This is a genomic window from Streptomyces sp. NPDC060064 (genome assembly GCF_042736455.1).
Classification (GTDB): Bacteria; Actinomycetota; Actinomycetes; order Streptomycetales; family Streptomycetaceae; genus Streptomyces.
The window spans coordinates 20,496-40,906 of record NZ_JBHWWF010000007.1 but is presented as its reverse complement, the minus strand read 5'-3'; the positions used below and the strand labels follow the sequence as shown (position 1 = coordinate 40,906).

At 67.4% G+C, this 20,411-nt stretch carries 28 protein-coding genes; 25 read left to right on the top strand and 3 right to left on the bottom strand.

What is annotated here, in order from left to right:
* From ACFWDI_RS11200 to ACFWDI_RS11140, 13 genes are all read left to right on the top strand, one after another.
* Positions 1-318: hypothetical protein (locus ACFWDI_RS11200; protein WP_385302977.1), on the top strand; the 318-nt coding region annotated here is incomplete at its 5' end.
* 6 nt (positions 319-324) lie between these two features.
* Positions 325-1,359, top strand: a complete 1,035-nt coding sequence (locus ACFWDI_RS11195) for an SRPBCC family protein (RefSeq protein ID WP_385302975.1) — start codon at positions 325-327, stop codon at positions 1,357-1,359.
* Positions 1,346-1,708 carry a gas vesicle protein gene (locus ACFWDI_RS11190; protein ID WP_385302973.1) on the top strand — a complete coding sequence of 121 codons (363 nt, stop codon included), beginning with the start codon at positions 1,346-1,348 and terminating at the stop codon, positions 1,706-1,708. Before ACFWDI_RS11195 ends, ACFWDI_RS11190 begins: the two co-directional genes overlap by 14 nt.
* A complete protein-coding gene (locus tag ACFWDI_RS11185; RefSeq protein ID WP_385302971.1) occupies positions 1,705-2,502 on the top strand; it encodes a GvpL/GvpF family gas vesicle protein in 798 nt (265 codons plus the stop codon). Before ACFWDI_RS11190 ends, ACFWDI_RS11185 begins: the two co-directional genes overlap by 4 nt.
* A gap of 3 nt (positions 2,503-2,505) precedes the next feature.
* Positions 2,506-2,733, top strand: a complete 228-nt coding sequence (locus ACFWDI_RS11180; protein ID WP_327327740.1) for a gas vesicle protein — start codon at positions 2,506-2,508, stop codon at positions 2,731-2,733.
* Positions 2,730-3,008 (top strand): gas vesicle protein K, encoded by a 279-nt coding sequence (locus tag ACFWDI_RS11175; RefSeq protein WP_385302969.1) that lies wholly within the window; start codon positions 2,730-2,732, stop codon positions 3,006-3,008. Before ACFWDI_RS11180 ends, ACFWDI_RS11175 begins: the two co-directional genes overlap by 4 nt.
* A 322-nt stretch (positions 3,009-3,330) precedes the next feature.
* Positions 3,331-4,413, top strand: a complete 1,083-nt coding sequence (locus ACFWDI_RS11170) for a YihY/virulence factor BrkB family protein (RefSeq protein WP_385303262.1) — start codon at positions 3,331-3,333, stop codon at positions 4,411-4,413.
* A 150-nt stretch (positions 4,414-4,563) separates the two neighbouring features.
* The gene (locus tag ACFWDI_RS11165) at positions 4,564-4,983 is read left to right on the top strand and encodes a phage holin family protein (protein WP_385302968.1); all 420 of its coding nucleotides are present in this window, start codon (positions 4,564-4,566) and stop codon (positions 4,981-4,983) included.
* Positions 4,980-5,408, top strand: coding sequence for a DUF3618 domain-containing protein (locus ACFWDI_RS11160; RefSeq protein WP_385302967.1), 429 nt, complete (start codon positions 4,980-4,982; stop codon positions 5,406-5,408). The genes ACFWDI_RS11165 and ACFWDI_RS11160 overlap by 4 nt, the downstream gene beginning before the upstream one ends.
* Positions 5,408-5,674, top strand: coding sequence for a DUF4235 domain-containing protein (locus tag ACFWDI_RS11155; RefSeq protein WP_385302966.1), 267 nt, complete (start codon positions 5,408-5,410; stop codon positions 5,672-5,674). Before ACFWDI_RS11160 ends, ACFWDI_RS11155 begins: the two co-directional genes overlap by 1 nt.
* A 214-nt stretch (positions 5,675-5,888) precedes the next feature.
* Positions 5,889-8,651, top strand: coding sequence for an ATP-binding protein (locus ACFWDI_RS11150; RefSeq protein ID WP_385302965.1), 2,763 nt, complete (start codon positions 5,889-5,891; stop codon positions 8,649-8,651).
* Positions 8,608-9,969, top strand: coding sequence for a terpene synthase family protein (locus ACFWDI_RS11145; protein ID WP_385302964.1), 1,362 nt, complete (start codon positions 8,608-8,610; stop codon positions 9,967-9,969). Before ACFWDI_RS11150 ends, ACFWDI_RS11145 begins: the two co-directional genes overlap by 44 nt.
* A 3-nt stretch (positions 9,970-9,972) precedes the next feature.
* Positions 9,973-11,394 (top strand): cytochrome P450, encoded by a 1,422-nt coding sequence (locus tag ACFWDI_RS11140; protein ID WP_385302962.1) that lies wholly within the window; start codon positions 9,973-9,975, stop codon positions 11,392-11,394.
* Positions 11,395-11,545: 151 nt separating this feature from the next.
* On the opposite strand, the gene ACFWDI_RS11135 is transcribed toward ACFWDI_RS11140, so the two are convergent.
* The 3 genes from ACFWDI_RS11135 to ACFWDI_RS11125 form a co-directional block, all read right to left on the bottom strand.
* Complete coding sequence (locus ACFWDI_RS11135) at positions 11,546-12,358, bottom strand: VOC family protein (RefSeq protein WP_385302960.1); 813 nt, start codon at positions 12,356-12,358, stop codon at positions 11,546-11,548.
* A gap of 461 nt (positions 12,359-12,819) precedes the next feature.
* On the bottom strand, positions 12,820-13,845 hold the full coding sequence (locus ACFWDI_RS11130) for a PHP domain-containing protein (protein ID WP_385302959.1): 1,026 nt from the start codon (positions 13,843-13,845) through the stop codon (positions 12,820-12,822).
* 49 nt (positions 13,846-13,894) lie between these two features.
* On the bottom strand, positions 13,895-14,101 hold the full coding sequence (locus ACFWDI_RS11125; RefSeq protein ID WP_385302958.1) for a hypothetical protein: 207 nt from the start codon (positions 14,099-14,101) through the stop codon (positions 13,895-13,897).
* A gap of 150 nt (positions 14,102-14,251) precedes the next feature.
* Between ACFWDI_RS11125 and ACFWDI_RS11120 the strand changes: the two genes are divergently transcribed.
* The 12 genes from ACFWDI_RS11120 to ACFWDI_RS11065 all read left to right on the top strand — a co-directional run bounded on the left by ACFWDI_RS11120 (position 14,252) and on the right by ACFWDI_RS11065 (position 20,409).
* Positions 14,252-14,560, top strand: coding sequence for a gas vesicle protein (locus ACFWDI_RS11120; protein ID WP_385302956.1), 309 nt, complete (start codon positions 14,252-14,254; stop codon positions 14,558-14,560).
* 50 nt (positions 14,561-14,610) lie between these two features.
* Entirely contained in the window at positions 14,611-15,039 is a 429-nt protein-coding gene (locus tag ACFWDI_RS11115; protein ID WP_362691364.1) for a gas vesicle structural protein GvpA, read from the top strand.
* Complete coding sequence (locus ACFWDI_RS11110; RefSeq protein WP_385302955.1) at positions 15,036-15,752, top strand: GvpL/GvpF family gas vesicle protein; 717 nt, start codon at positions 15,036-15,038, stop codon at positions 15,750-15,752. Before ACFWDI_RS11115 ends, ACFWDI_RS11110 begins: the two co-directional genes overlap by 4 nt.
* A 3-nt stretch (positions 15,753-15,755) precedes the next feature.
* Positions 15,756-16,001 (top strand): gas vesicle protein GvpG, encoded by a 246-nt coding sequence (locus tag ACFWDI_RS11105; protein WP_385302953.1) that lies wholly within the window; start codon positions 15,756-15,758, stop codon positions 15,999-16,001.
* Positions 15,998-16,573 carry a DNA primase gene (locus ACFWDI_RS11100; RefSeq protein ID WP_385302952.1) on the top strand — a complete coding sequence of 192 codons (576 nt, stop codon included), beginning with the start codon at positions 15,998-16,000 and terminating at the stop codon, positions 16,571-16,573. The genes ACFWDI_RS11105 and ACFWDI_RS11100 overlap by 4 nt, the downstream gene beginning before the upstream one ends.
* Positions 16,566-17,564, top strand: a complete 999-nt coding sequence (locus tag ACFWDI_RS11095; protein ID WP_385302950.1) for an SRPBCC family protein — start codon at positions 16,566-16,568, stop codon at positions 17,562-17,564. Before ACFWDI_RS11100 ends, ACFWDI_RS11095 begins: the two co-directional genes overlap by 8 nt.
* On the top strand, positions 17,561-17,899 hold the full coding sequence (locus ACFWDI_RS11090; protein WP_385302949.1) for a gas vesicle protein: 339 nt from the start codon (positions 17,561-17,563) through the stop codon (positions 17,897-17,899). Before ACFWDI_RS11095 ends, ACFWDI_RS11090 begins: the two co-directional genes overlap by 4 nt.
* Positions 17,896-18,663, top strand: coding sequence for a GvpL/GvpF family gas vesicle protein (locus ACFWDI_RS11085; RefSeq protein ID WP_385302947.1), 768 nt, complete (start codon positions 17,896-17,898; stop codon positions 18,661-18,663). The genes ACFWDI_RS11090 and ACFWDI_RS11085 overlap by 4 nt, the downstream gene beginning before the upstream one ends.
* The gene (locus tag ACFWDI_RS11080) at positions 18,660-18,857 is read left to right on the top strand and encodes a gas vesicle protein (RefSeq protein ID WP_327327759.1); all 198 of its coding nucleotides are present in this window, start codon (positions 18,660-18,662) and stop codon (positions 18,855-18,857) included. The genes ACFWDI_RS11085 and ACFWDI_RS11080 overlap by 4 nt, the downstream gene beginning before the upstream one ends.
* Positions 18,854-19,132: a gas vesicle protein K gene (locus ACFWDI_RS11075; RefSeq protein WP_385302946.1), complete on the top strand. Its 279-nt coding sequence runs from the start codon at positions 18,854-18,856 to the stop codon at positions 19,130-19,132. The genes ACFWDI_RS11080 and ACFWDI_RS11075 overlap by 4 nt, the downstream gene beginning before the upstream one ends.
* 210 nt (positions 19,133-19,342) lie before the next feature.
* The gene (locus ACFWDI_RS11070; protein ID WP_385302943.1) at positions 19,343-20,008 is read left to right on the top strand and encodes an HAD family hydrolase; all 666 of its coding nucleotides are present in this window, start codon (positions 19,343-19,345) and stop codon (positions 20,006-20,008) included.
* Between the two features lie 152 nt (positions 20,009-20,160).
* Positions 20,161-20,409 (top strand): DUF5133 domain-containing protein, encoded by a 249-nt coding sequence (locus ACFWDI_RS11065; RefSeq protein ID WP_327327762.1) that lies wholly within the window; start codon positions 20,161-20,163, stop codon positions 20,407-20,409.
* The last annotated feature ends 2 nt before the right edge of the window (positions 20,410-20,411 follow it).

The following is a 20,411-nucleotide window of genomic DNA, read 5'->3' as shown; positions in this document are numbered from 1 at the left end:
CCGGCCAAGAAGAGCGCGGCGAAGAAGACGGCTCCGGCCAAGAAGAGCGCGGCGAAGAAGACGGCTCCGGCCAAGAAGAGCGCGGCGAAGAAGACCGCTCCGGCCAAGAAGAGCGCGGCGAAGAAGACCGCTCCGGCCAAGAAGAGCGCGGCGAAGAAGACCGCTCCGGCCAAGAAGGCCGCGGCGAAGAAGACGGCTCCGGCCAAGAAGAGCGCGGCGAAGAAGACCGCTCCGGCCAAGAAGAGCGCGGCCAAGAAGACGACGTCGTCGCGGCGCGCCGCCAAGAAGACAACCAACCGCGCCGATCGCCGGAGGTAGCCAACCATGGCCAGGACGAAAAGAGACGAGCCCGAGGCAGAAGAGTCGGGTATCGACCGTCTCCGCGAAGAGCTGTCGAACTTCCTCAACGCACAGATGGGGCAACTTGCTGAGAAGGCAGGCGACAAGCTCACCGATGTTACAGATCGGCTCACCGATGTCGCCGAGAACGGCGGATCCCTCATGCCTGCGGTCGGCTCCGTCCTGCAGGGAGAGTCACCGCTGAAAGCCTTTGTCACCGAGAAGGCAAAAGGCGTCAAGGACAACGTCGTGGACAAAGCCAAAGAAGCCCTTGGTGGAGGCAAGCGGAAGGGCAAGGCGGGCAGCGGCAAGTCGATGAATATCATCGAGGTCCTTGATGTAGGAGTGCCCCTACGCACGGCCTACGACCACTGGACGCAGTACGACCAGTTCAGCAGTTTCACCAAGGGGGTCCATGACGTCTCGATGGAGGACGAGATGTCCAGTGACTGGAAGGTCAAGGTCGGGCCTTCCTCACGGAGCTTTAAAGCGACCGTACAAGAGCAGATTCCCGACGACCGCATCGTATGGACGTCCGAGGGTGCCAAGGGCACCACCCGCGGAGCCGTCAGTTTTCATGAGCTGGGGCCGACTCTGACCCGCATCGTCCTGGTCGTGGAGTACTACCCATCCGGGTTTTTCGAGAAGACCGGCAACCTGTGGCGCGCGCAGGGTCGCCGGTTGCGACTGGACTTCAAACACTTCCAGCGGTACGTCACCCTCACCGACGAGGAGCCCGAAGGCTGGCGCGGCGAAATCCGTGACGGCGAGGTTGTCGTGTCCCATGAAGAGGCCATGGAGGACGAAGAAGCAGCAGATGAAGAGGCCGAGGACTCGGAGGGAGACGAGGGAGACGAGGAAGACGACGAGGGAGACGAGGAAGACGACGAGGGAGACGAGGGAGACGAGGGAGACGAGGGAGACGAGGACGGTGAGTGGGAGGAAGAGGAGGAAGAGGAAGAGGAAGAGGAACCTGACGACGAGGAGAGAGGAATGAGGCGGCCACGTGACCGACGTTGACTTCAGACAAGGCTCCCATCCCGTCGCCGGGCCCCAGAGCACCAACCTCGCCGACATTCTTGAGCGCGTCCTCGACAAGGGGATCGTCATTGCCGGTGACATCAAGATCGACCTTCTCGACATCGAGCTCCTGACCATCCGGCTCCGTCTGTTCGTGGCATCCGTGGACACGGCGAAGAAGGCCGGCATCGACTGGTGGGAGACGGACCCGGCACTGAGCTCCCGCGCGTCCCGCAGTGCCTTGCAGGACGAGAATCGCCAGCTGCGTGATCGCCTGGAGGCGCTGGAATCTAAGGGGTACGACGACACCTCGTCCCTGCAACGGACCAAGGAGAAACGAGGCACATGAAGGAGCAGGTCCCCGACTCCGCCGTCGCCACCTACGTCTTCGCTGTCTGCCGGAGCCTGGAGCCGGCCACGGTGACGGGGCTGCCCGGCCTCTCGGGCGAAGCGCCCGTGCGAAGTCTGCCGTTCGGGACGCTCACCGCTGTCGTCCAGCACGTGCCCGCCGCTGACTTCATCGACGAGGCTTGGCAGGAACGCCTCTCGGACCGCGATGAGCTCGAGCGATGTGCACGCGCTCACCATGAAGTGGTTTCCGCCGTTTCCGTCGGCGGCCCTACGATTCCCCTTCCGCTGGCCACTCTGTACCTCAGCGACGCGAGCGCACGGAAAGCTCTGACGAGCGAAGCGGACCGTTTCCACGCTGTTCTGAAACGCATTGCGAATCACGCCGAATGGGGAGTGAAGGTGTACGCCCCCAGCACCCCGACGGACACCGCGCGCCCCACCACCCCTCCTGCTGTGTCCGCCTCCCCGGCCCCCGGTGCCGGACTTGCCTACCTGGATCGCAAGCGAGGTATTCAGCAACGGCGCGAACGCCACCAAGAAGAGACGTTGCGCATCGCGGACGAAGTGGATGCCGAACTCCGGACCCTTGCAACCGCGTTCCGTCGGCTACGGTCCCACGCGCAAGAGCCGGCGGGCAATCGGCGTATTCAGATCCTCAACGCCACCTACCTGGTGGCCGAGCACCGGGTTCATGAACTCGGCCGCCTGGCCCAGGCGCTGCGGCAGCGGACCGGGGCGCAGATCGAAGTTTCAGGGCCCTGGGTGCCGTACTCCTTCGTCGGCGAGGTGTAAGCCATGACGCACGAGGTGGTGCCCTGGGATGCTCCGGAGCCCCTGTCGGGCCCCATCGGAGTTCCGCTCGTCGACCTCCTGGACCGTCTTCTGGCCACTGGCGTGGTCATCAGCGGTGATTTGGTCATCGCGATCGCCGACGTTCCACTGGTGCGGCTGTCCCTGCACGCACTGCTGTCGTCCGTCAACGAGCGAGTTCCCGCACCCTGGGCGGATGGAGGCCCCCTATGACGGCCGGTCGACTCGACCTGGACCGGGACCAGATGGGACATGATCTCGTCGCGCTTGTTCTGACCGTGGTGGAGCTCCTCAGACAGTTGATGGAACGTCAGGCGATTCGCCGTGTTGAACTGGGCGATCTCACTGACGAACAGGTCGACGAGATCGGTACGACACTCATGCTGCTCGAGCAACGCATGACCGAACTCTGCGACCAGCACGGGCTGCGTCCCGAAGACCTCAACCTCGACCTCGGACCACTCGGTACCCTTCTTCCGCGCAGCTGAATTCGCGCCTACGCGGTCCTGCTTCGTCGAGGGTGTTTCCGGTGGATCATGCCGGGGCTACGGGCCGGTGCGCTCAGGCCCCGGTCGGATCCAGCTCGCCGACGAGCTCGTCCTCGCCCACCGGGCCACGAAACGCTCCTGGTCGGGGCGGACCGCCAAGCGGCATGCGGCAAGAACGTTGTCGGGAGTGACCTCTCCAGGCGAAGTGACGCTGTCATGTCAGCACCCTGTGGGCGCCCTCCGGGGGGCCACGCGCCCAGGCGCCAGGGACAATCCACCAGGCGCCAGTTTCAGGACAGTGTTTTGCGGTCACCCGCACGGTATGGCACCAATGTGGCAGGCCAAGCGGGATGAGCAACGTCGGCAGGACGGCGAGCACCGGCGTGAGGCTCGTGGGACGGATTCGGAGCCGGACGGCGGCCGGCCAGGGCCGGATCCGCAGGTGGAGCGTGACGCTCCGGATGATCCGACAGCGCTGCAGAAAAAGTCGTGGCGGTCGGTGCTGAAGCGGACGGTGGCGGAGTTCAAGGACGATGAGCTGGCTGACCGTGCAGCGGCGCTGACCTACTACGGGGTGCTGGCGCTCTTCCCCGCGCTGCTGGTCCTTGTCTCGCTGCTCGGCATCGCCGGTGAGTCGGCGACCAAAAGGGTTCTGGACAACATCAAGAAGATGACCCCCGGCCCCGCGCGGGATGTCGTCTCGAATGCGATCGAACAGCTCCAGGGCAACGGTGGCACCGGTTCGGTGGTGGCGATTGTCGGCCTGCTGGTCGCGCTGTGGTCGGCGTCGGGGTACGTGGCGGCGTTCATTCGCAGTTCCAATGCTGTCTATGACGTGCCTGAGGGCCGCCCGGTGTGGAAGGTGCTGCCGGTCCGGCTGGGCGTCACCCTGGTGCTGATGACCCTTGCCTGCGTCAGTGCGTTGATGGTGGTGTTCACCGGCGGTGTGGCCCGGGAGGTCGGTACGGCGCTGGGGATCGGGGACACGGCGCTGACGGTGTGGTCGATCGCCAAGTGGCCCGTCCTGGTGGTGCTGGTCACCATCATGATCGCGATCCTGTACTGGGCGTCACCGAACGCCAAGGGCCGCGGATTCAAGTGGATCACTCCGGGGAGTTTTCTGGCTCTGGTGATCTGGATGATCGCCTCGGCGGGCTTTGCGTTGTACGTGGGGAACTTCGCCTCCTACAACAAGACCTACGGGACCTTGGCCGGAGTGATCATCTTCCTGGTCTGGTTGTGGGTCACGAATCTGGCGATCCTGCTCGGCCTGGAATTCGACGCGGAGATGGTCCGCGAACGCGCGATCATCGGCGGCCACCCCAAGGAGGAAGAGCCCTACGTGGAGCCGCGGGACACCCGCACGTGGACCGATGAGGAACGCAAGGAGATGGGCGACCGCTGACCCGCCCGCATTCACCACGCACCCGGCCGCTGCTCCGCACCCTGCTGCGACTGCCTCAGTCGAGGCGGTGGTCGGCCGAATGGGCCGACCGGGCTCGGGTACTCGCCGTGGAGATCAAGCCGTGCACGAACCGAACGGAGGGTCACGACGATGAACAGGTCACTGGACCACCCGCCGCGCCACGACTCCGGGGAATCCGTGAGCGACCTGGTCAAGCAGGCATCGGAGCAGATATCCCGGCTGATGCGGCAGGAGCTGCGTCTGGCGCAGGCGGAGATGCGGCAAAAGGGCAAACGGTTCGGGAGGGGTGGCGGCCTGTACGGCGGAGCCGGCGTGATCGGTTTCATCGCCCTACAGGCCCTTGCGGCCACCGCGATCGTGGCTCTGGACCTGATCTGGCCGCTGTGGATCTCGGCACTGGCCGTGACCGCCGTCCTCCTCGCGGTGGCCGGCGTGCTCGCCGCCGTGGGCAGGAAGCAGATCAGCCTGGCCGCCCCGCCCAGCCCCGAGCAAGCCATCGAGGGCGTCAAGGACGACGTCGCCGAGATCAAGGAGAGGGCACACCGATGACGGACAAGTCCCGGAACAACGACTCCACACGCACCACTGAAGCACTGCGCGAGCAGGCGCAGGGAACCCGCGAGGAACTCGGTCGGACAGTCGAGGCGCTGGCCGCCAAGGCCGACGTCAAGGCCCAGGCACAGCAGAAGGCGGCGAGGGTCAAGAGCCAGGTGCAGGACAAGACAGCCCACGCCCTCCACGTTGCGCAGGACAAGACTCCGGAGGCGGTACGCGACAAGGCCGCGTACGCCAAGCAGCATCTGGCCGAGACCGCCCACGTCTTCGGAGAGAAGATCCAGGACAACACCCCGGAGCCGGTTGCCGACAAGGTCGCCCGGACGGCGCAGGTCGTGCGCGGCAACCGCAATCTGCTCATCGCCGGTGCAGCCGCCCTGGCCGTCGTCGTCCTCGCCCGCCGCAGGAGGAAGAGCTGATGAAAGCGTCCAAGGTTGCCTACAAGCCGGTCGGCCTGGTGCTGGGCGCCACGAGCGGTGCTCTCGCCGGCGCGGTCTTCAAGCAGGTATGGAAGGCCACCGGCCACGACGAGGCTGCTCCCGACGCCACCGACAGAGATCGCAGCTGGCGGGAAGTTCTGATCGCCGCCGGCCTGCAGGGTGCGATCTTTGCCACGGTCAAGGCGGCGGTCGACCGCGCCGGCGCCGGCGCCGTGCACCGCCTGACCGGAACCTGGCCCGGCTGACCCCCACACCACCGCATCCGCGGAGTGCCAATGCGCCGGAGGAGCGGGACATCGCCATGGCGTGTCCACTCATGAGGATGTATCTGCGCCGCCGCCCTCTCGCTGACGGTGATTTGGGGGATACGCTACGTCAAGGGCGGGGTCGCCGACGTGCATGCTCGTCGTGCCAGGAGGGGAACGGGTGGCCACGGATTGGTCGGACACGCAGCGAGCCGTGGGTCCAGCACCGGACGAGGAGCAGCGCGAGCGGGACATGCGGATCGTGCCGAGAGCTCTTGAGCGAGATGCCGAACTGGTCATCGTCAAGGCGGCGTTGGACGCCGTGAGCGGCCGATCGACGACGGGTGCGGTGATCCCCTCAGCACGGCGCGGTGGCTTGCTGGCCTTCACAGGACCGGCCGGAGCGGGCAAGACGACCCTCTTGGAGGAGGTGCGTCGCCTTGCGCCGGAGCGGGAGTGCACCGGGCTCTTCGCGAAGGGCGGCGAGCAGGAGCGAAGTCTGGCCTTCCATGTGGTGCGGCAGTTGCTCCAGCCGCTGCTTGCCTCGTACTCCGAGAGCGAGCGCCGGGAGCTGCTGGGCGACTGGTACGGCATCGTGGGCCCTTGTGTCGGCTTGAGTCCCGCCGTGGAGGGCGTGGTACCGGATCCGCAAGGTGTGCGGGACGGTCTGGATTGGGTGGTCACGCATGTGTCGGTACAGCGCGGCCCACTGGTCCTGGTCGTCGACGATGCGCACTGGGCGGACGCGGAGTCCCTGGCGTGGCTGACCTCCTTTGCCGTACGGGTCGAGGAACTGCCCGTACTTCTGGTCGTCGCGTACCGCGCGGAGGAATTGCCCGATGAAGCCACGACGTTCAGCGACATGGTCGAGCGGAACCGGGTGGGTCCGCTCGACCTGGCGCCGTTGACGCCGGCCGCGGTCGCCCATCTGATGCGCGAGGCGCTGGGCACCGAGGCCGACGACGACTTCTGTCGTGAAGCCTGGCTGGTCACCGGCGGCAATCCCTTCGAGACGGTCGAGCTGGCGGCGAAGGTACGCGACGGTCAGCTGGTCCCCGGGAGGGAGAACGCCTGCGCGTTGCGGGACCTTGCTGCCGAGACCAGGGGCGGCGGCCTGGTGGACCGGCTGGAGCAGCTGGGCACGCTCGCCGTGCGGCTGGCCTGGGCTGTGGCCGTCCTTGGCTCGGAGGCGACCTTCAGCATGGCTGCGGCGCTGGCGGCGCAGGGACCGGCCGAGGCCGCGCAAGCGACGGATACGCTGCGGACCGAGCGCATTCTGACGTACGGCATGAAGCCGGAGTTCGTCCATCCGCTGATCGCGACGGCGGTCTATCGGGCCATCCCGCCCGCGATGCGGGTGGCACTGCACGGCAAGGCGGCCTGGGAGCTCGTGGAGGCGGGCAAGGGTCCGGCTGCGGCGGCTCGACATCTGCTGGAGACACAGCCGGAGGGGGATGTCCGGGTGGCGGAGCAGCTACGCGACGCGGCCCGGGAGTATGTGCGCCGCGGTGCTCCCGACGCTGCCCGGCGCTGCCTGAGCCGCGCCCTGCGCGAGCCTCCGCCCGCGGGACTGCGGGCCACGGTGCTGCACGAACTCGGTTCCCCGGCGCTCCTGCACGATCCGGCCGTGACGGTCAACCATTTGCGGGCTGCGCTGGAGGAGCCGGATCTGCAGCCGGCACTGCGGCAGAGCATCGTGATCCGTCTCGGGCGGGCGCTGTCGCATTGCGACCGGCTCACGGAGGCGGCGGACCTGGCGATGGAGGAATTCCGTACGGCCACGGACTCGCGAGAACGCCTTCGCATGCTCATGGAGCACTTCAGGATGTCCGCGTTCACCTCCGACGACCGGGAAGCCCCGGCTCTGTCCCGTCGGCTCAGCCACCTCACGCAGCGGCTGTCCGGCGAGAGCCAGACCGAGCGCTACCTCTACGGGTTGCGCGCATGGGATGCGATGGTGCGCGGCGAACCGGCGGCTACCGCGGTGGAGTTCGCGGAGCGGGCGCTGGGTTCCGGCGGGATGAGCTGGACGGACGAGCGGTGGGGCTTCGAAGTCCCGTCGCTGGTGGCCCTCACCTTCCTGTACTGCGACCGCCCGGACCGGGCGGAGCATCTGTACGCGGGAGCCATCGCGGAGTACGAACAGCAGGGCTGGCGCGGGGTGCATCTCTCGCTCGGTTACAGCCTGCTCGGTTACATCCGGTTCTGGAAAGGTCAGCTCACCGACGCCGAGGACTTTGTACGCGCCGGGCTGCAACTCGCGGACCGCCTGGGGCCCGCGGGCATTCACGCGCAGTGGTACGCGATGGCCACCTTGATCGAAATCCTGATGGCCCGCGGAGAGACCGCGGCTGCCCAGGAGTTGGCGGTCGCCCGCCGGTTCGGCAAACCGTTCCCGTCGGCCGTGACGCTTCCCGACGCCGAGACTGTCCACGGCGAACTGCTGTTGGCCCGGGGCATGGACAAGGAGGCCGCTGAAGAGCTGTCCGCGGTGGGCCGCCGCCTCGACCTGCGTGGAATGCGTAATCCGGCCTGGTGCCCGTGGCTGCCCCAACTCGCGCTGGCTACCCGGACGATGGATGCCGGGCGGGCGCTGGATCTGGCGCAGGAGGCACTGCGCCGCGCCGAGCGCTTCGGTACGGCCACGGCAGTGGGGAAGGCGCTGTCTGTGCTCGCCCGGGTGACGGACGGGCCCGAGGGAATTGCTCTGCTGCGGCGTGCCGTCACTACGCTGGAGTTGTCGCCGTCGTCGTACGAACTCGCGGGCGCTCTGGTCGAGCTCGGCACCGCTCTGCGCCGTGCCGGACTTCTCTCGCAAGCGGCCGAGCCTCTGTACCGTGGTGTGGATCTGGCCGGTCAGTGCGGGGCCGGGGGTGTTGCGGCACGGGCGCGCGACGAGCTGGTCGCGGCGGGGCTGAGGCCTCGCCGCTTGGATGTGGTGCGGCACGAGCCGCTTAGCGGAGCACCATCCGCGTAGTCAACGGCGCACGGTAGCTCGCGCGCGCCGTGCCGTGCACCACATCGTGGGGGCATGGTGCGCCAGGGGCAGCATCGTCGGTTTCCCTATGCGTCGAGAGGTGAAGCATCCAGGGCGAACGGACGGGGGAGCACCTGATCCCCGCCCTGACTTGCTCGCCCCTTTCGCGGAGGCGGCCGTCGAAACTTTGCGTCAACTCGCCCACGCCTTCCGCTTCCGTGAGGACGTCATGACCGAATTCTTCCTGCCCGAGCTGCCTCGCCTGCTGCCGGTTGCCTACCACCCCAAGGCAACGCAGATCGAGTTCCGGTCGAACGGCTGGGTGCGCAGCCGGCTCGGCGACTGCTTCGCGAGCGAGGAAGACCTGCTGTGCTACCTACGCCAACGCAACGGACTGTACGGGCCACTGACCGTGCCGTACGCGGATGAGCAGCGTGCGCTCGATGTCGCGGACTGGTACCAGTACGTCACCGTCATCGACAGCTTCGCCTCGGACCGTTCGGCGCTGGGAGCCGATGAGGCCAGTGCCCGCGATGTGTTCGCCGAGATCATGGACGACTTCCACGGTGACGGCGGTGGGAGAGAGGACTTTCCCTACGGCGTAGCGGGCAAGGAGCTGTGGCGTCGTATCAGCCCTGGGCTCTCTCCCGGTCAGATCCGACGGTTCGCCGGTGCTCTCGAAGCGTTTCTGCGTGGGTGCGTCACCGAGATCCGGTTCAAGCTGACGGAGCGGGTGCCGGACTACGAGACCTGTATGACCGTGCGTCTGGAAAGTTTCGGCTGCGACTTCATCCGGTTGATGACCGAATATGCGGCGGGCGTCGACATGACCGGACTCGATCGGCTGCTCGCGGACGTGCACACGCACTGTATGCGGCAGATGATCATCGTCAACGACCTGCTCTCGTGGCGCAAGGAGCACGCTCAGGGCGACAAGATGACGGTGGTTCGCGTGCTGACCGAGCGTGGGGGACTGGGTCTGCAGCAGTGCGTCGACCGGCTTCATGGGCTGGTCGATCATCACGAGAAGGCCTACATCGTGGCTCGGGACCGGATGTTGAACGGTCCGCACGGAACGCGCGCGGACATCCGTGCCTATCTGAACGGCCTGGACCACCTGATCGGTGGCAGTGCGGAGTTCGAGTACCTCACGCCTCGCTACTTCGGCGACGGCTATGTCTGGGACGGCTCCACCTCGGGCTGGATCAGCCTCACGGCACCCGTCACCCGATTCCGGGCACGGCCCAACACCGATACCGATACCAATGTTGAGAGCAGCGGGTCGCGGGCAGCGACACCGTGCATGACGAGGAGTTGAAGAGTGGCAGGGACTGCACGCATACGGCCGAGCACACGCCTGTCGACAACCGGCATGGCTGTGCCGCCGACGAAAGGCAACGCTCCGGGCCGGCTCCCCGTTCTCGGCCATGCGATCCCTCTGCGGCGCCGTCCGCTGGAGTTCCTGGCTGCCCTGCCCGCGCACGGTGACCTGGTCGAGATCCGTCTTGGCCCCCAGCGCGCCTACCTGGCCTGCCGCCCCGAGCTCGTACGGCAGGTGCTGCTGGACCCGCGCACCTACGACAAGGGCGGCCCGCTGTTCGACAAGGTCCGACCCCTCGTGGGAAACGGCCTGTTCACCTCGGCCTGGGCGGAGCACCGGTTGCAGCGCCGGCTGGTGCAGCCTGCCTTTCACTCCAGCCGCACGGCGTCGTACGCCGCAGTGATGTGCGAAGAGATCGAGTCCATGCTCGGCTCATGGGAGGAAGGCCGTGCCATCGACCTCGGCGCCGCGCTGCATGCGCTGACGGTCCGGGTCACCACGCGCACAATGTTCTCCACCACGATCGGAGGTCGTGCCGTTGCCGACGTACAGCATTGTCTCCCCGTCATCCTCCGGGGCATCTACCGGCGGATGACCTCGCCGGTCGGTCTCCTGGAGAGACTTCCCACCCCGGAGAACAGGCGCTTCAAGGAGGCACGCAGGAGGCTGCGTGCGGTCATCGACGAGACGATCCAGGGCTGCCGGCGCTCGGGGGCGGACAACGGAGACCTGCTGTCGATCCTGGTCGGCGCCCGGGACGAGGAGAGCGGTGAGGGCTTCACCGATGACGACATCCGCGACCAGGTCATGACCCTGCTGATCGCCGGCACCGAGACCACCGCGAGCGTCCTGGCATGGGCCCTCCACTTGCTGAGCCGACACCCCGAGGTCGAGAAGCAGTTGCACGACGAAGCCGACCGCATCCTCGCTGGACGACTGCCGGCCTTCGCCGACCTGCCCGCCCTGGACTACGCCCGACGCGTCGTCACCGAAACCCTTCGTCTCTACCCGCCGGCCTGGCTGCTCAGCCGGACAGCCACCGTCCGGACTGAACTCGCCGGGGAGCAGCTGAAGCCGGGCGCGATCGTCCTGTACAGCCCCTACGTCCTCGGCCGCAATCCCGATCTCTTCCCCGATCCCGCTCGCTTCGACCCCGATCGCTGGATTCCTGAACGGGCAGCGTCAGTGCCGCATGGCGCGATGGTGCCTTTCGGCGCCGGCAGCCGCAAATGCATCGGTGACGCCTTCGGCCTGGCCGAGGCGACCCTCGCTCTCGCCGCCATCAGCACGCGCTGGCAGCTCCGGCCCGTGCCCGGAACGACAATCCGGCCGAAGCCGGAAGCGGCCCTGGGCACCGGTCCCCTCTGCATGCTGCCCCAACCGCGACGTTTCGGGGCAGGTTCGGGGCGCACGAATCCCTGACATCGACCTGCGGGAGCGTCACCAACCGGGCAACGAAGGCACCTCGGGCTGCGTCCGGCACATCACCCTGGCCATGCTCGCGCAGCCCTTCCTCGCCGCGATGGCCGCCGCCAGGAGTCGGCGCGGTGGGCGCGGTGGGCACGGTGGTGGCTCAGTCGGGGAATGTGCGGCTGGTGACCGTGAAGGGGGCGCCCTCGGTGTCGCACACGGTCGCTGCCTGGCCATCGGGAGTGTCGCGCTGTCTGAGAACCATGCCTCCGTTACGGCGTACCGCCTCGGCAGTGGCGGTCACATCGGCGACGGGGAAGTGGACGTGCCAGCGCGGCCGGATCATGGGGTCCGGTGCGGTTTCGACCGCACCGGAGCTCAGGCGGGCCACGATGTGCCCGTCGTGGCGCAGTACGACTTCTTCCTTCTCGTACTCGACCTCGCAGCAGCCGGGCCGTTCGCATGCCCAGTCGAGGACCTGCCCGTAGAAGATCGCGGCATCGAACGCGTCCCGTGTCCGCAGACGCAGCCAGGCCGGCGCGTTCTTGCGCCAGCTCAGCCAGTCCGAGACGAGTTGTCCTTCCCAGATGCCGAAGACGGCTCCGTCCCGGTCCGCGGCCAGCGCGCCACGGCCGACGGGAAAGGTCAGCGGGCCCACTGCGACCGTGGCGCAGCGCTCCAGTATCCGCGCCGCGGTCTCGTCCGCGTCGGCGACCGCGAAATACGGCGTCCAGCCGGCCGGTGCCCGCAGAGCGGGGTCGGGTGTGCCGAGGCCGGCAACCGGCATGCCCTCGAGCATGGCGATACTGAACTGGTCCCCGAGTTTGGCGCGCCGGAATTGCCATCCGAGTACCGCGCCGTAGAAGGCCTGCGCTTGTGACAGGTCGCGCGCCAGCAGAGTGATCCAGCAGGGCGCGCCGTAGACATCGTGGCTCGACGTCCTGTTGAACGCGGCCCGTGTCGGTTCCTTGTCCATCGCACTCAGCGTCCCGGTCGAAAAGGGGCATCACGGGCAGAATAACTCTGTCTCGTTTCGCTCGCGCGCAGTGTCCGCGCGGTCACTTATTGGGAGCGGAGTCGCGGATGTCTCTCCGGGCGGGCGGGCCGCGCTCGATCGACAGGCCGCCCAGCGAAACGACGCCGGCCGCGGTCCTGCCTTCGACTGCGTACAGCCGCGACGGAGAGTGTTCCCGCATCGACTGAACGGCACGACCGACATGGTCGTCGGGGGTGACGTGAGGTCCGGCGCTCGACCGGCGCCGAGCTCGGTGAGCCCGTCGTCGGCCGAGACCGTCTTCGCCGGCGCGGCTCACCGGAGTCCAAACCCGCCGGAACTCCCCACAGCGCTACCGGTGTCGAGGGCTGGGATCCGATCCGTATGCCCGCGTCGAGCACCGGCCCGCACGTAGTCGAAGCAGGTAGTCGAACGGCTTCGGGTCAGGAGGCCGGGCGCACGCGGGATTCGGTCCAGTCGAGCAGGTCCGCCGCCCTCCAGGTGTTGATCACTCGTTCCGCGGGCACCTCGCACTCCTCGGCCCGGGCGCAGCCGATGATCTGCCAGTCGAGCTGCCCCGGGGCATGTGCGTCCGTGTCGATGGCGAAGCAGGTTCCGGCAGCCACCGCTTGGCGCAGCAGGCGCTTGGGGGGATCCCGTCGCTCGGGCCTGCTGTTGATCTCCACGGCCGTGCCGTGGGCCGCGCAGGCCGCGAAGACCTCGTCCGCGTCGAACTGCGACTCGGGCCGTTTTTTGCCGGCGACCAGTCGGCCCGTGCAGTGGCCCAACACATCGGCCAAGGGGTTCTGAACAGCCTTGACCAGGCGCCGTGTCATGGCCGCCGACTCCATACGCAGCTCGGAATGGACCGAGACGACCACGAGATCCAGCTGATCCAGCAGCTCCGGCTCCTGGTCGAGCGAGCCGTCCGACAGGATGTCGCACTCGATGCCGGTCAGCAGCCGGAAGGGGGACCACTGACTGTTGAGCTCCGCCACTACCTCCAACTGCTCACGCAGCCGCTCGGCGGACAGCCCACTCGCGACGGTCAGCCGGGGAGAGTGATCGGTGAGGGCGGCCCACTCGTGGCCCAGCGCGATCGCCGCCCGCCCCATCGCCTCGATGGGGCTGCCGCCGTCCGACCAGTCCGAATGCAGATGGCAGTCGCCGCGCAGCAGGGAACACAGCTTGGTCCCGCCCTCGGCAAGCGGCTTGGACGCCTCGTCCTCCAGTCGCTGAAGGTAGCGCGGTACGTCCCCGGCCAGCGCCTCCCGTACGACACCCGCTGTCTTTGGGCCGATGCCCTTGACGGCTTCGAGTGACCCCTCCTCCGCGCGTCGGCGGATTTCGGCGTCGGACATCTGAGCCAGCACGGCGGAGGCGGTGCGAAAGGCGCGGACCCGGTAGGTCTCCGCGAGGGAGCGCTCCAGCAGAAACGCGATCCGTTCCAGCGCCTCCACAGGGTGCATCTCAGCTCCTTCGCACCGCGACGGCGACCGCGGAGCCGGGCGCGGGGCACTACCCGCGACCCGGGCGGCCGCCGGCTGCTCCTTCCACTGTCGCGCCTTCCGGAAGCGAGGGCACGCCGAGCGGCTGCATGTGGCGGCCGGTCGCGTACTCGACGTTTGCCTCTTCGTGGGGCGGCAGCAGCAGTTCTTCATAGCGGCCGAGCGCGAGGACGATGCCCAGCATCGCTATCGGAACGAGCACGGCGATGAGCTCCATGGCCCTGTCCTTTCCTGGGAACTCCTCTCCGGGTTCCCCCTCCTGTCTCGGCAAACCTCCGCACATGTCCGGAATGACCAACTCGACGCCGCTCCTCGCATGTTGGTGTTTGAAATCGCGCGTTCGTGTTACCCGCAGAAAGGAGGAGCCATGGCGAATTCATCAGAGAACACACCGAAGAAGAACGAGAGTGCGGCGGACAGGCCGGGCCCGATGGAGCTGCTGCGGCAGGCGCGTGGCCAGTTGACGGAGCTCACCGGCATGGAGGCCGAATCGGTCTCGTCGTTCGTCCAGACGGAGGACGGCTGGTCGCTGGAGGTCGAGGTGCTCGAACTGGCCCGCGTCCCCACGACGACAAGCCTCCTCGCGACGTACGAGGTGACCCTCGACGCCCAGGGCGAGCTGACCGGCTACCGACGCGTTCGCCGCTACGAGCGCGGCAGGGCCGACCCCACATAACAGGTCCGCCGCGCAGTCGACCGAAAACCGACAAAGGAGGACTGGTATCGATGACCGTTGTGCCGGCACAGCAGAGCAGGGGCGGAGGCAGCAGTGGCCTCTACGACGTCCTGGAACTCGTACTCGACCGTGGGCTCGTCATTGACGCTTTCGTGCGGGTCTCTCTCGTAGGAATCGAGATCCTGAAGATCGATGTCCGGATCGTGGTCGCCAGCGTCGACACGTATCTGCGTTTCGCGGAGGCATGCAACCGGCTCGACCTCGAGGCCGGGCCGCGCAAGGACCCGGGTCTGCCCGATCTGGTCGGCGAGATCACGGAGTCCGGAGCGCGCGGTAAGTCCAAGGGCGTGCTGGAAGGTGCCGCGGAGAAGATCTCGGACTCGTTCCGGCAGGGCCGTGACGACGAGAAGGAGAAGGCCGAATCCAGGCCGCGCACCAGGCGCACGACGTCCCGCAGCAAGAAGGAGGAGACGGAGTGAGTACGTATGTCTACGGCATCGCACGGAGTTCGCACCCGAGCCTCCCGGAACTGGCGACCGGAGTGGGCGACCCGCCGCGGCCTGTACGCATCCTGAGGCAGGGCAGGCTCGTGGCTCTCGTCAGCGATGCACCCGAAGACCTGAAGCCCAAGCGGCGCGACTTGTTGGCGCACCAGAACGTGCTGCGCGAAGCGGGCGAGGAGGGCACCGTACTGCCCCTGCGCTTCGGTGGCATCTCGCCGGACGACGAGACACTGACAGCCGTGCTCGCGGAACGTGAGGACCACTATCTCGACCGGCTGAGCGCACTCGACGGCAAGACCGAGTACAACGTCAAGGCCACGCACGACGAAGAGGCTGTCCTGCACCGGGTGCTCGCCGACGATCCCGGGCTACGGGCCATGGCCGAGGCAGGCCGGACCGCCCAGGGCGCCTCGCACGAGCAGAAGATGCAGCTCGGCGAGCGCATTGCGGCCGCCGTGCAGCTGCGCGAGACCCGGGACGCCGATCTGGTGCGGGCGACGCTCGAAGGATCGGCCGAGGAGGTGAGCGCCGGGCCGCAGAGCACCGGATGGCTGATGAATCTCTCCTTCCTCGTGATCCGCGAGCGCGGTGCCGACTTCCTGAATGCCGTCGACGAGCTGCGTCGGCAACAGCCGCACCTGGCACTGACCGTGACCGGACCCCTCCCTCCGTACAGCTTCGTGGAGTGAGGGATGGGGCTGCTCGGAGAGCTGTTGCTGCTGCCCGTCGCACCCGTGCGCGGCACCCTCTGGGTGCTGCAACAGGTGGTGGACGAGGCGGAACGGCAGTACTACGACCCGTCGGCCATCCAGGCCGAACTTGCCCGTCTCGCGGAGCAACTTGATGCGGGCGATATCGACGAGGCCGAGTTCGACCGCCGCGAGGACGAACTCCTGGAGCGGCTGCAGATCATGCAGAACAGGGAGCAGAAGCAATGAACAAGCTGAACAACCGGCTGGTGATGGGACTCGCCGTGGGCGCCGGGTATGTGCTCGGGCGCACGAGAAAGGCGAAGCTGGCGTTCGCCATCGGCACGATGGTGGCCGGCAAGCGGCTGCAGTTGAACCCGAGGGCGCTCGGTGACCTCGTCAGTCAACAGCTGCGGAAAAACCCGCAGTTCAAGGAGATGGGCGACCAACTGCGCGAGGACCTGCGCGGGGTGGGCAGGGCGGCCACCGGGGCGCTGGTCAACCGTCAGCTCGAAGGGATCGCCGACCGCTTGCACGAGCGGACGTTGAATGCGCAGGACCGAATCGACGGCGCTGTCTCCGACGTGCTCGGTGAGGACGATGCCGAGGGCGATGAGGACCTGGAGGAGGACGAGGAGAAGGAGCCGCAGGAACGAGCCACGTCGGGAAAGCGGACGAAGAAGACGGCGCAGAAGACGGCGCAGAAAGCGACGCCCACGCGCAGGAGCCCGGCCAAGAAGGCGACCGGAACCGGCCGGCGCACCACGAAGAAGGCGGCTGCCAAGAAGGCCACCTCGAGGGGAGGCCGGAGCCATGGCTGAGAAACCGAGCCTGCTGAGCGCAGACAACCCCGCTGCCCAGAAACTGAAAGAGGAGCTGCTGAGTTATCTGGCCGTGCAGGCCCAGCAGAAGATGACTTCGGTCGGCCGAACCCTGGGCCGTACCACGGTCAAGCTCAACGACATCGCGGAGGGCCGCAGCCCCGGCCTCGCCAAGCTGGCTGTGGAAGGCGGCCGCAAGGCCGCCCAGGGCAAGGGCCCGCTCCGCAGTGCAGTCGAACTGGGGGCCTCGCGGATCAAGGAAAATGTCACCCAGACCCTCAAGGGCTTCGGCGGAAAGCGGAAGAAGGCCAGGGGAGGGAGTAAGCCCGTTGTCATCATGGAGTCCGTCGATGTCGGAGTCCCGGTGCGCGAGGCCTACGACCAGTGGTCACTCTTCCAGGACTTCTCCACGTTCACCAGGGGCGTCAAGAGCGTGAGCATCGCCGACGACGCCACATCGGACTGGCAGTTGAAGGTCTTCTGGTCGAGCCGTAGCTGGCAGGCCCACGTCACCGAGCAGATACCGGACACCCGTATCCAGTGGACGTCGCAGGGAGCCAAGGGAAGTGTGAGCGGTGTCGTCACCTTCCATCCACTGGGCGAGAACCTGACCCGGGTGCTGCTTGTCCTGGAGTACTACCCCAAGGGGCTGTTCGAGAGGACAGGCAACCTCTGGCGCGCCCAGGGCCGGCGCGCCCGTCTCGACCTCAAGAACTTCGCCCGCCATATTTCGATGCGCGGTGAGGCAGAAGACGGGTGGCGCGGCGAGATCCGGGACGGCGAAGTGGTGCGCCGCGACGATGACGCCGCAGCGGATGAGCAGGACGAGCGGGACGAGCAGATCGTGTACGAGGACGACGAAGCGGCGGAAGAACCGGAAGACGAGTACGAATACGAGGACGAGGACGAGGACGAGGACGACGACGAGGACCAGGGCCTGGATGAGGACGAGGCCGAGTACGCCGGGACCGGAAACCGCGGGCGCCGATGACCACCGCAAGCAGGCTCCCAGACCCCTACGGCGGTTCCGGCGGCGCGAATCTCGCCGACATCCTGGAGCGCGTGCTCGACAAGGGAATCGTCATCGCCGGAGACATCCGCATCAACCTTCTGGACATCGAGCTGCTGACGATCAAACTCCGCCTGATCGTCGCCTCCGTCGACAAGGCCAAGGACATGGGGATCGACTGGTGGGAGGACGACCCGGCGCTCTCCTCCGGTGCCCGCCGCCGCGAACTGGCCGAGGAGAACGAGCGATTGCAGCGCCGCATCGCGGAACTGGAATCGGCTCATCGAACCAGTGAGGAGCGCAAGGAGTCGGCATGAATGAGCTGCGCTATGTGTACGCCGTGACCCACCCGTTCGACGGGCCATTGGCCGCAGATCTCCGCGGGGTCGCGGACACGCGGCCGTACGTACTGCACCACGGCGACCTGGTCGCCGTCGTATCCGCGGTGTCCGCCGACGACTTCAACGAGATCCCGCTCCGCGCCCATCTCGAGGAACTCGACTGGTTGACCGAGACCGCCCACGCCCACCAGGCCGTGATCGCGGCGCTCACGTCGCTGAGCTGTCCGCTGCCGCTGCGGCTCGCCACCGTATGCCGGGACGAAGACGGCGTGCGACGACTGCTCGACTCGGGCCACGACCGGTTCGTCCGCACCTTGGAGAGGCTCGACGGGCGCGTCGAATGGGGCGTCAAGGTGTACGCGGAAACGCCGGAACCCGCAGCAGCGTCCCCCGCCCCCGCCGCCCCTGCATCGACCGGCCGCGACTACCTGCGCAGGCGTCTCCAGGAGCGCCGTGCCGACGAAGGAATATGGGAGCGCGCCGACGCGGTGTCGCGGCGACTCCACGAGAAGCTGTCCCGTCATGCGGAGGCGGAGAGGCTGCACCGCCCGCAGCAGGCACAGCTCTCCGATGCAGCCGGCCACAATGTCCTCAACGCGGCCTATCTCGTTCCGCGCGAGGAGAGCGCGGTCTTCGTCGAGAACCTGGACGAGCTGCGACCGCACGAGCCGGGCATACGGGTTGAGCTGACCGGCCCGTGGGCCCCGTACTCCTTCACGGGCGAGGTGGGAGACCGATGACTGCCCCCGCGCCGCTGGCCCATCGCGAAATCGCGCTGGTCGACCTGCTAGACAGACTGCTCGCGGGCGGTGTCGTGATCGCAGGCGACGTCACCCTGCGGATAGCCGACGTCGATCTCGTACGCATCGACCTCAAGGCACTGGTCAGCTCGGTGAACGCCCGGGTCGCATCCCCTTGGGAGGAGCCCGGATGAGCGGCAGGCGCAGGGTCGACCTGGACCCCGACACTGTCGAACGCGATCTGGCGAAGCTGGTTCTGACGGTGGTGGAGCTGCTGCGCCAGCTCATGGAGCGGCAGGCACTGCGCCGCGTGGACCTGGGGGACCTGACGGAGGACCAGGAGGAGCGGATCGGGCTCACTCTGATGCTGTTGGAGGACCGGATGGACGTCCTGAGGGAGAAGTTCGGACTCGAGCCCGAAGACCTCAATATCGACCTGGGGCCGCTGGGGCCGCTGCTCCCCAGGTGATGGGAGCGGAGTCCGGAGCATGGCCGTGCCTTTCGGACGGCGACAGTTGTCAATGCCTGATAGAGGTTTGAGATCAGGCATTGCCGCATCGAGAGCATCCGAGCGCTCGTCGCGGACTGCAGCGTCCGGGGCCCCCGTCGCGGACTGAACTCCACATTCACCCGTCCGGACGTGCGGCACGACCGGATACCGGTAGAAGGAACCTGCCCTATGGAACGTGCGGCTCTCTTCGACGTCGACGGCACACTTGCCGACACCAATCACCTCCATGTGACGGCGTGGTGGGAAGCCTTCCGGCAGGCCGGGCACCGGGTGGCGATGCACGACATTCATCGGGCGCTCGGACTGCCCAGCGGTGACCTGATCGCGCATCTGCTCGGGGAGGGCCGGGACACCGGCCGGGACGACGTCATCAGCAAGGCGCACAAGGCGCTGTACGGGACGTACTCCGACCGGCTGCCGCCGCAGGAGAAGGCAGGGGACCTGCTGCGGGCCCTGGCCGACCGTGGCTGGACGGTCGTCCTGGTCACCTCCGCCGGGGGCGCGGAACTCACCGCGCTGCGACGGGCCATCGACGCCGACGACGCCATCAGCGCGACGGCCAGTGCCGACGACGTGGAGAGGGGAAAGCCCGCTCCCGATCCGGTTGAGCATGCCCTGAAACTGGCCGGGGCGCCCGCCGAGCGCGCGGTGTTCGTCGGCGACTCACGGTGGGACATGGAGGCCGCGACCCAGGCACATGTGACGTGCCTGGGTCTTCTCTGCGGAGGCATCTCCCGCGCCGAGCTCGAGGAAGCCGGCGCGTCAGCGGTCTACGAGGGTCCTGCTGCTCTCCTGGAGCAGCTCGAAGGCAGCCCCCTCGCGCAGCTCCAGTAGCGAATCCTGAGCGAGTCCAGCTCCGGCTCTGACCTGGGGTTTTCACTGAGGGTAGTCACGCGAATGGCGGTTGTCGCTGCCCCGGGTAACACTGGCCCGGACTGACCGCTGGGTGCGCACCCCGCTGGTGCTTTCACTCAAGGAGGGCACTGATGTTGATGCCTGACCTCGCTGTCATCGCCGGACTGATGGCCCGCTACCGGGCCCATGAGCACCGCTATCTGGCTGCCCCCCACGACGGTGAAGCGCGCATGCGCTTCGAGGACACCGCCTACACCCTGTGTGTACTGATGGGAGAGCGCACGGCCAGAGAAGCCGTGCTCGCTGCGGAACGCTACGTCGCGCGAGGCCGGCCGAAGCACGGGCCCGCCGAGAAACGCGCGGCGCCGGGGAAACACTGACC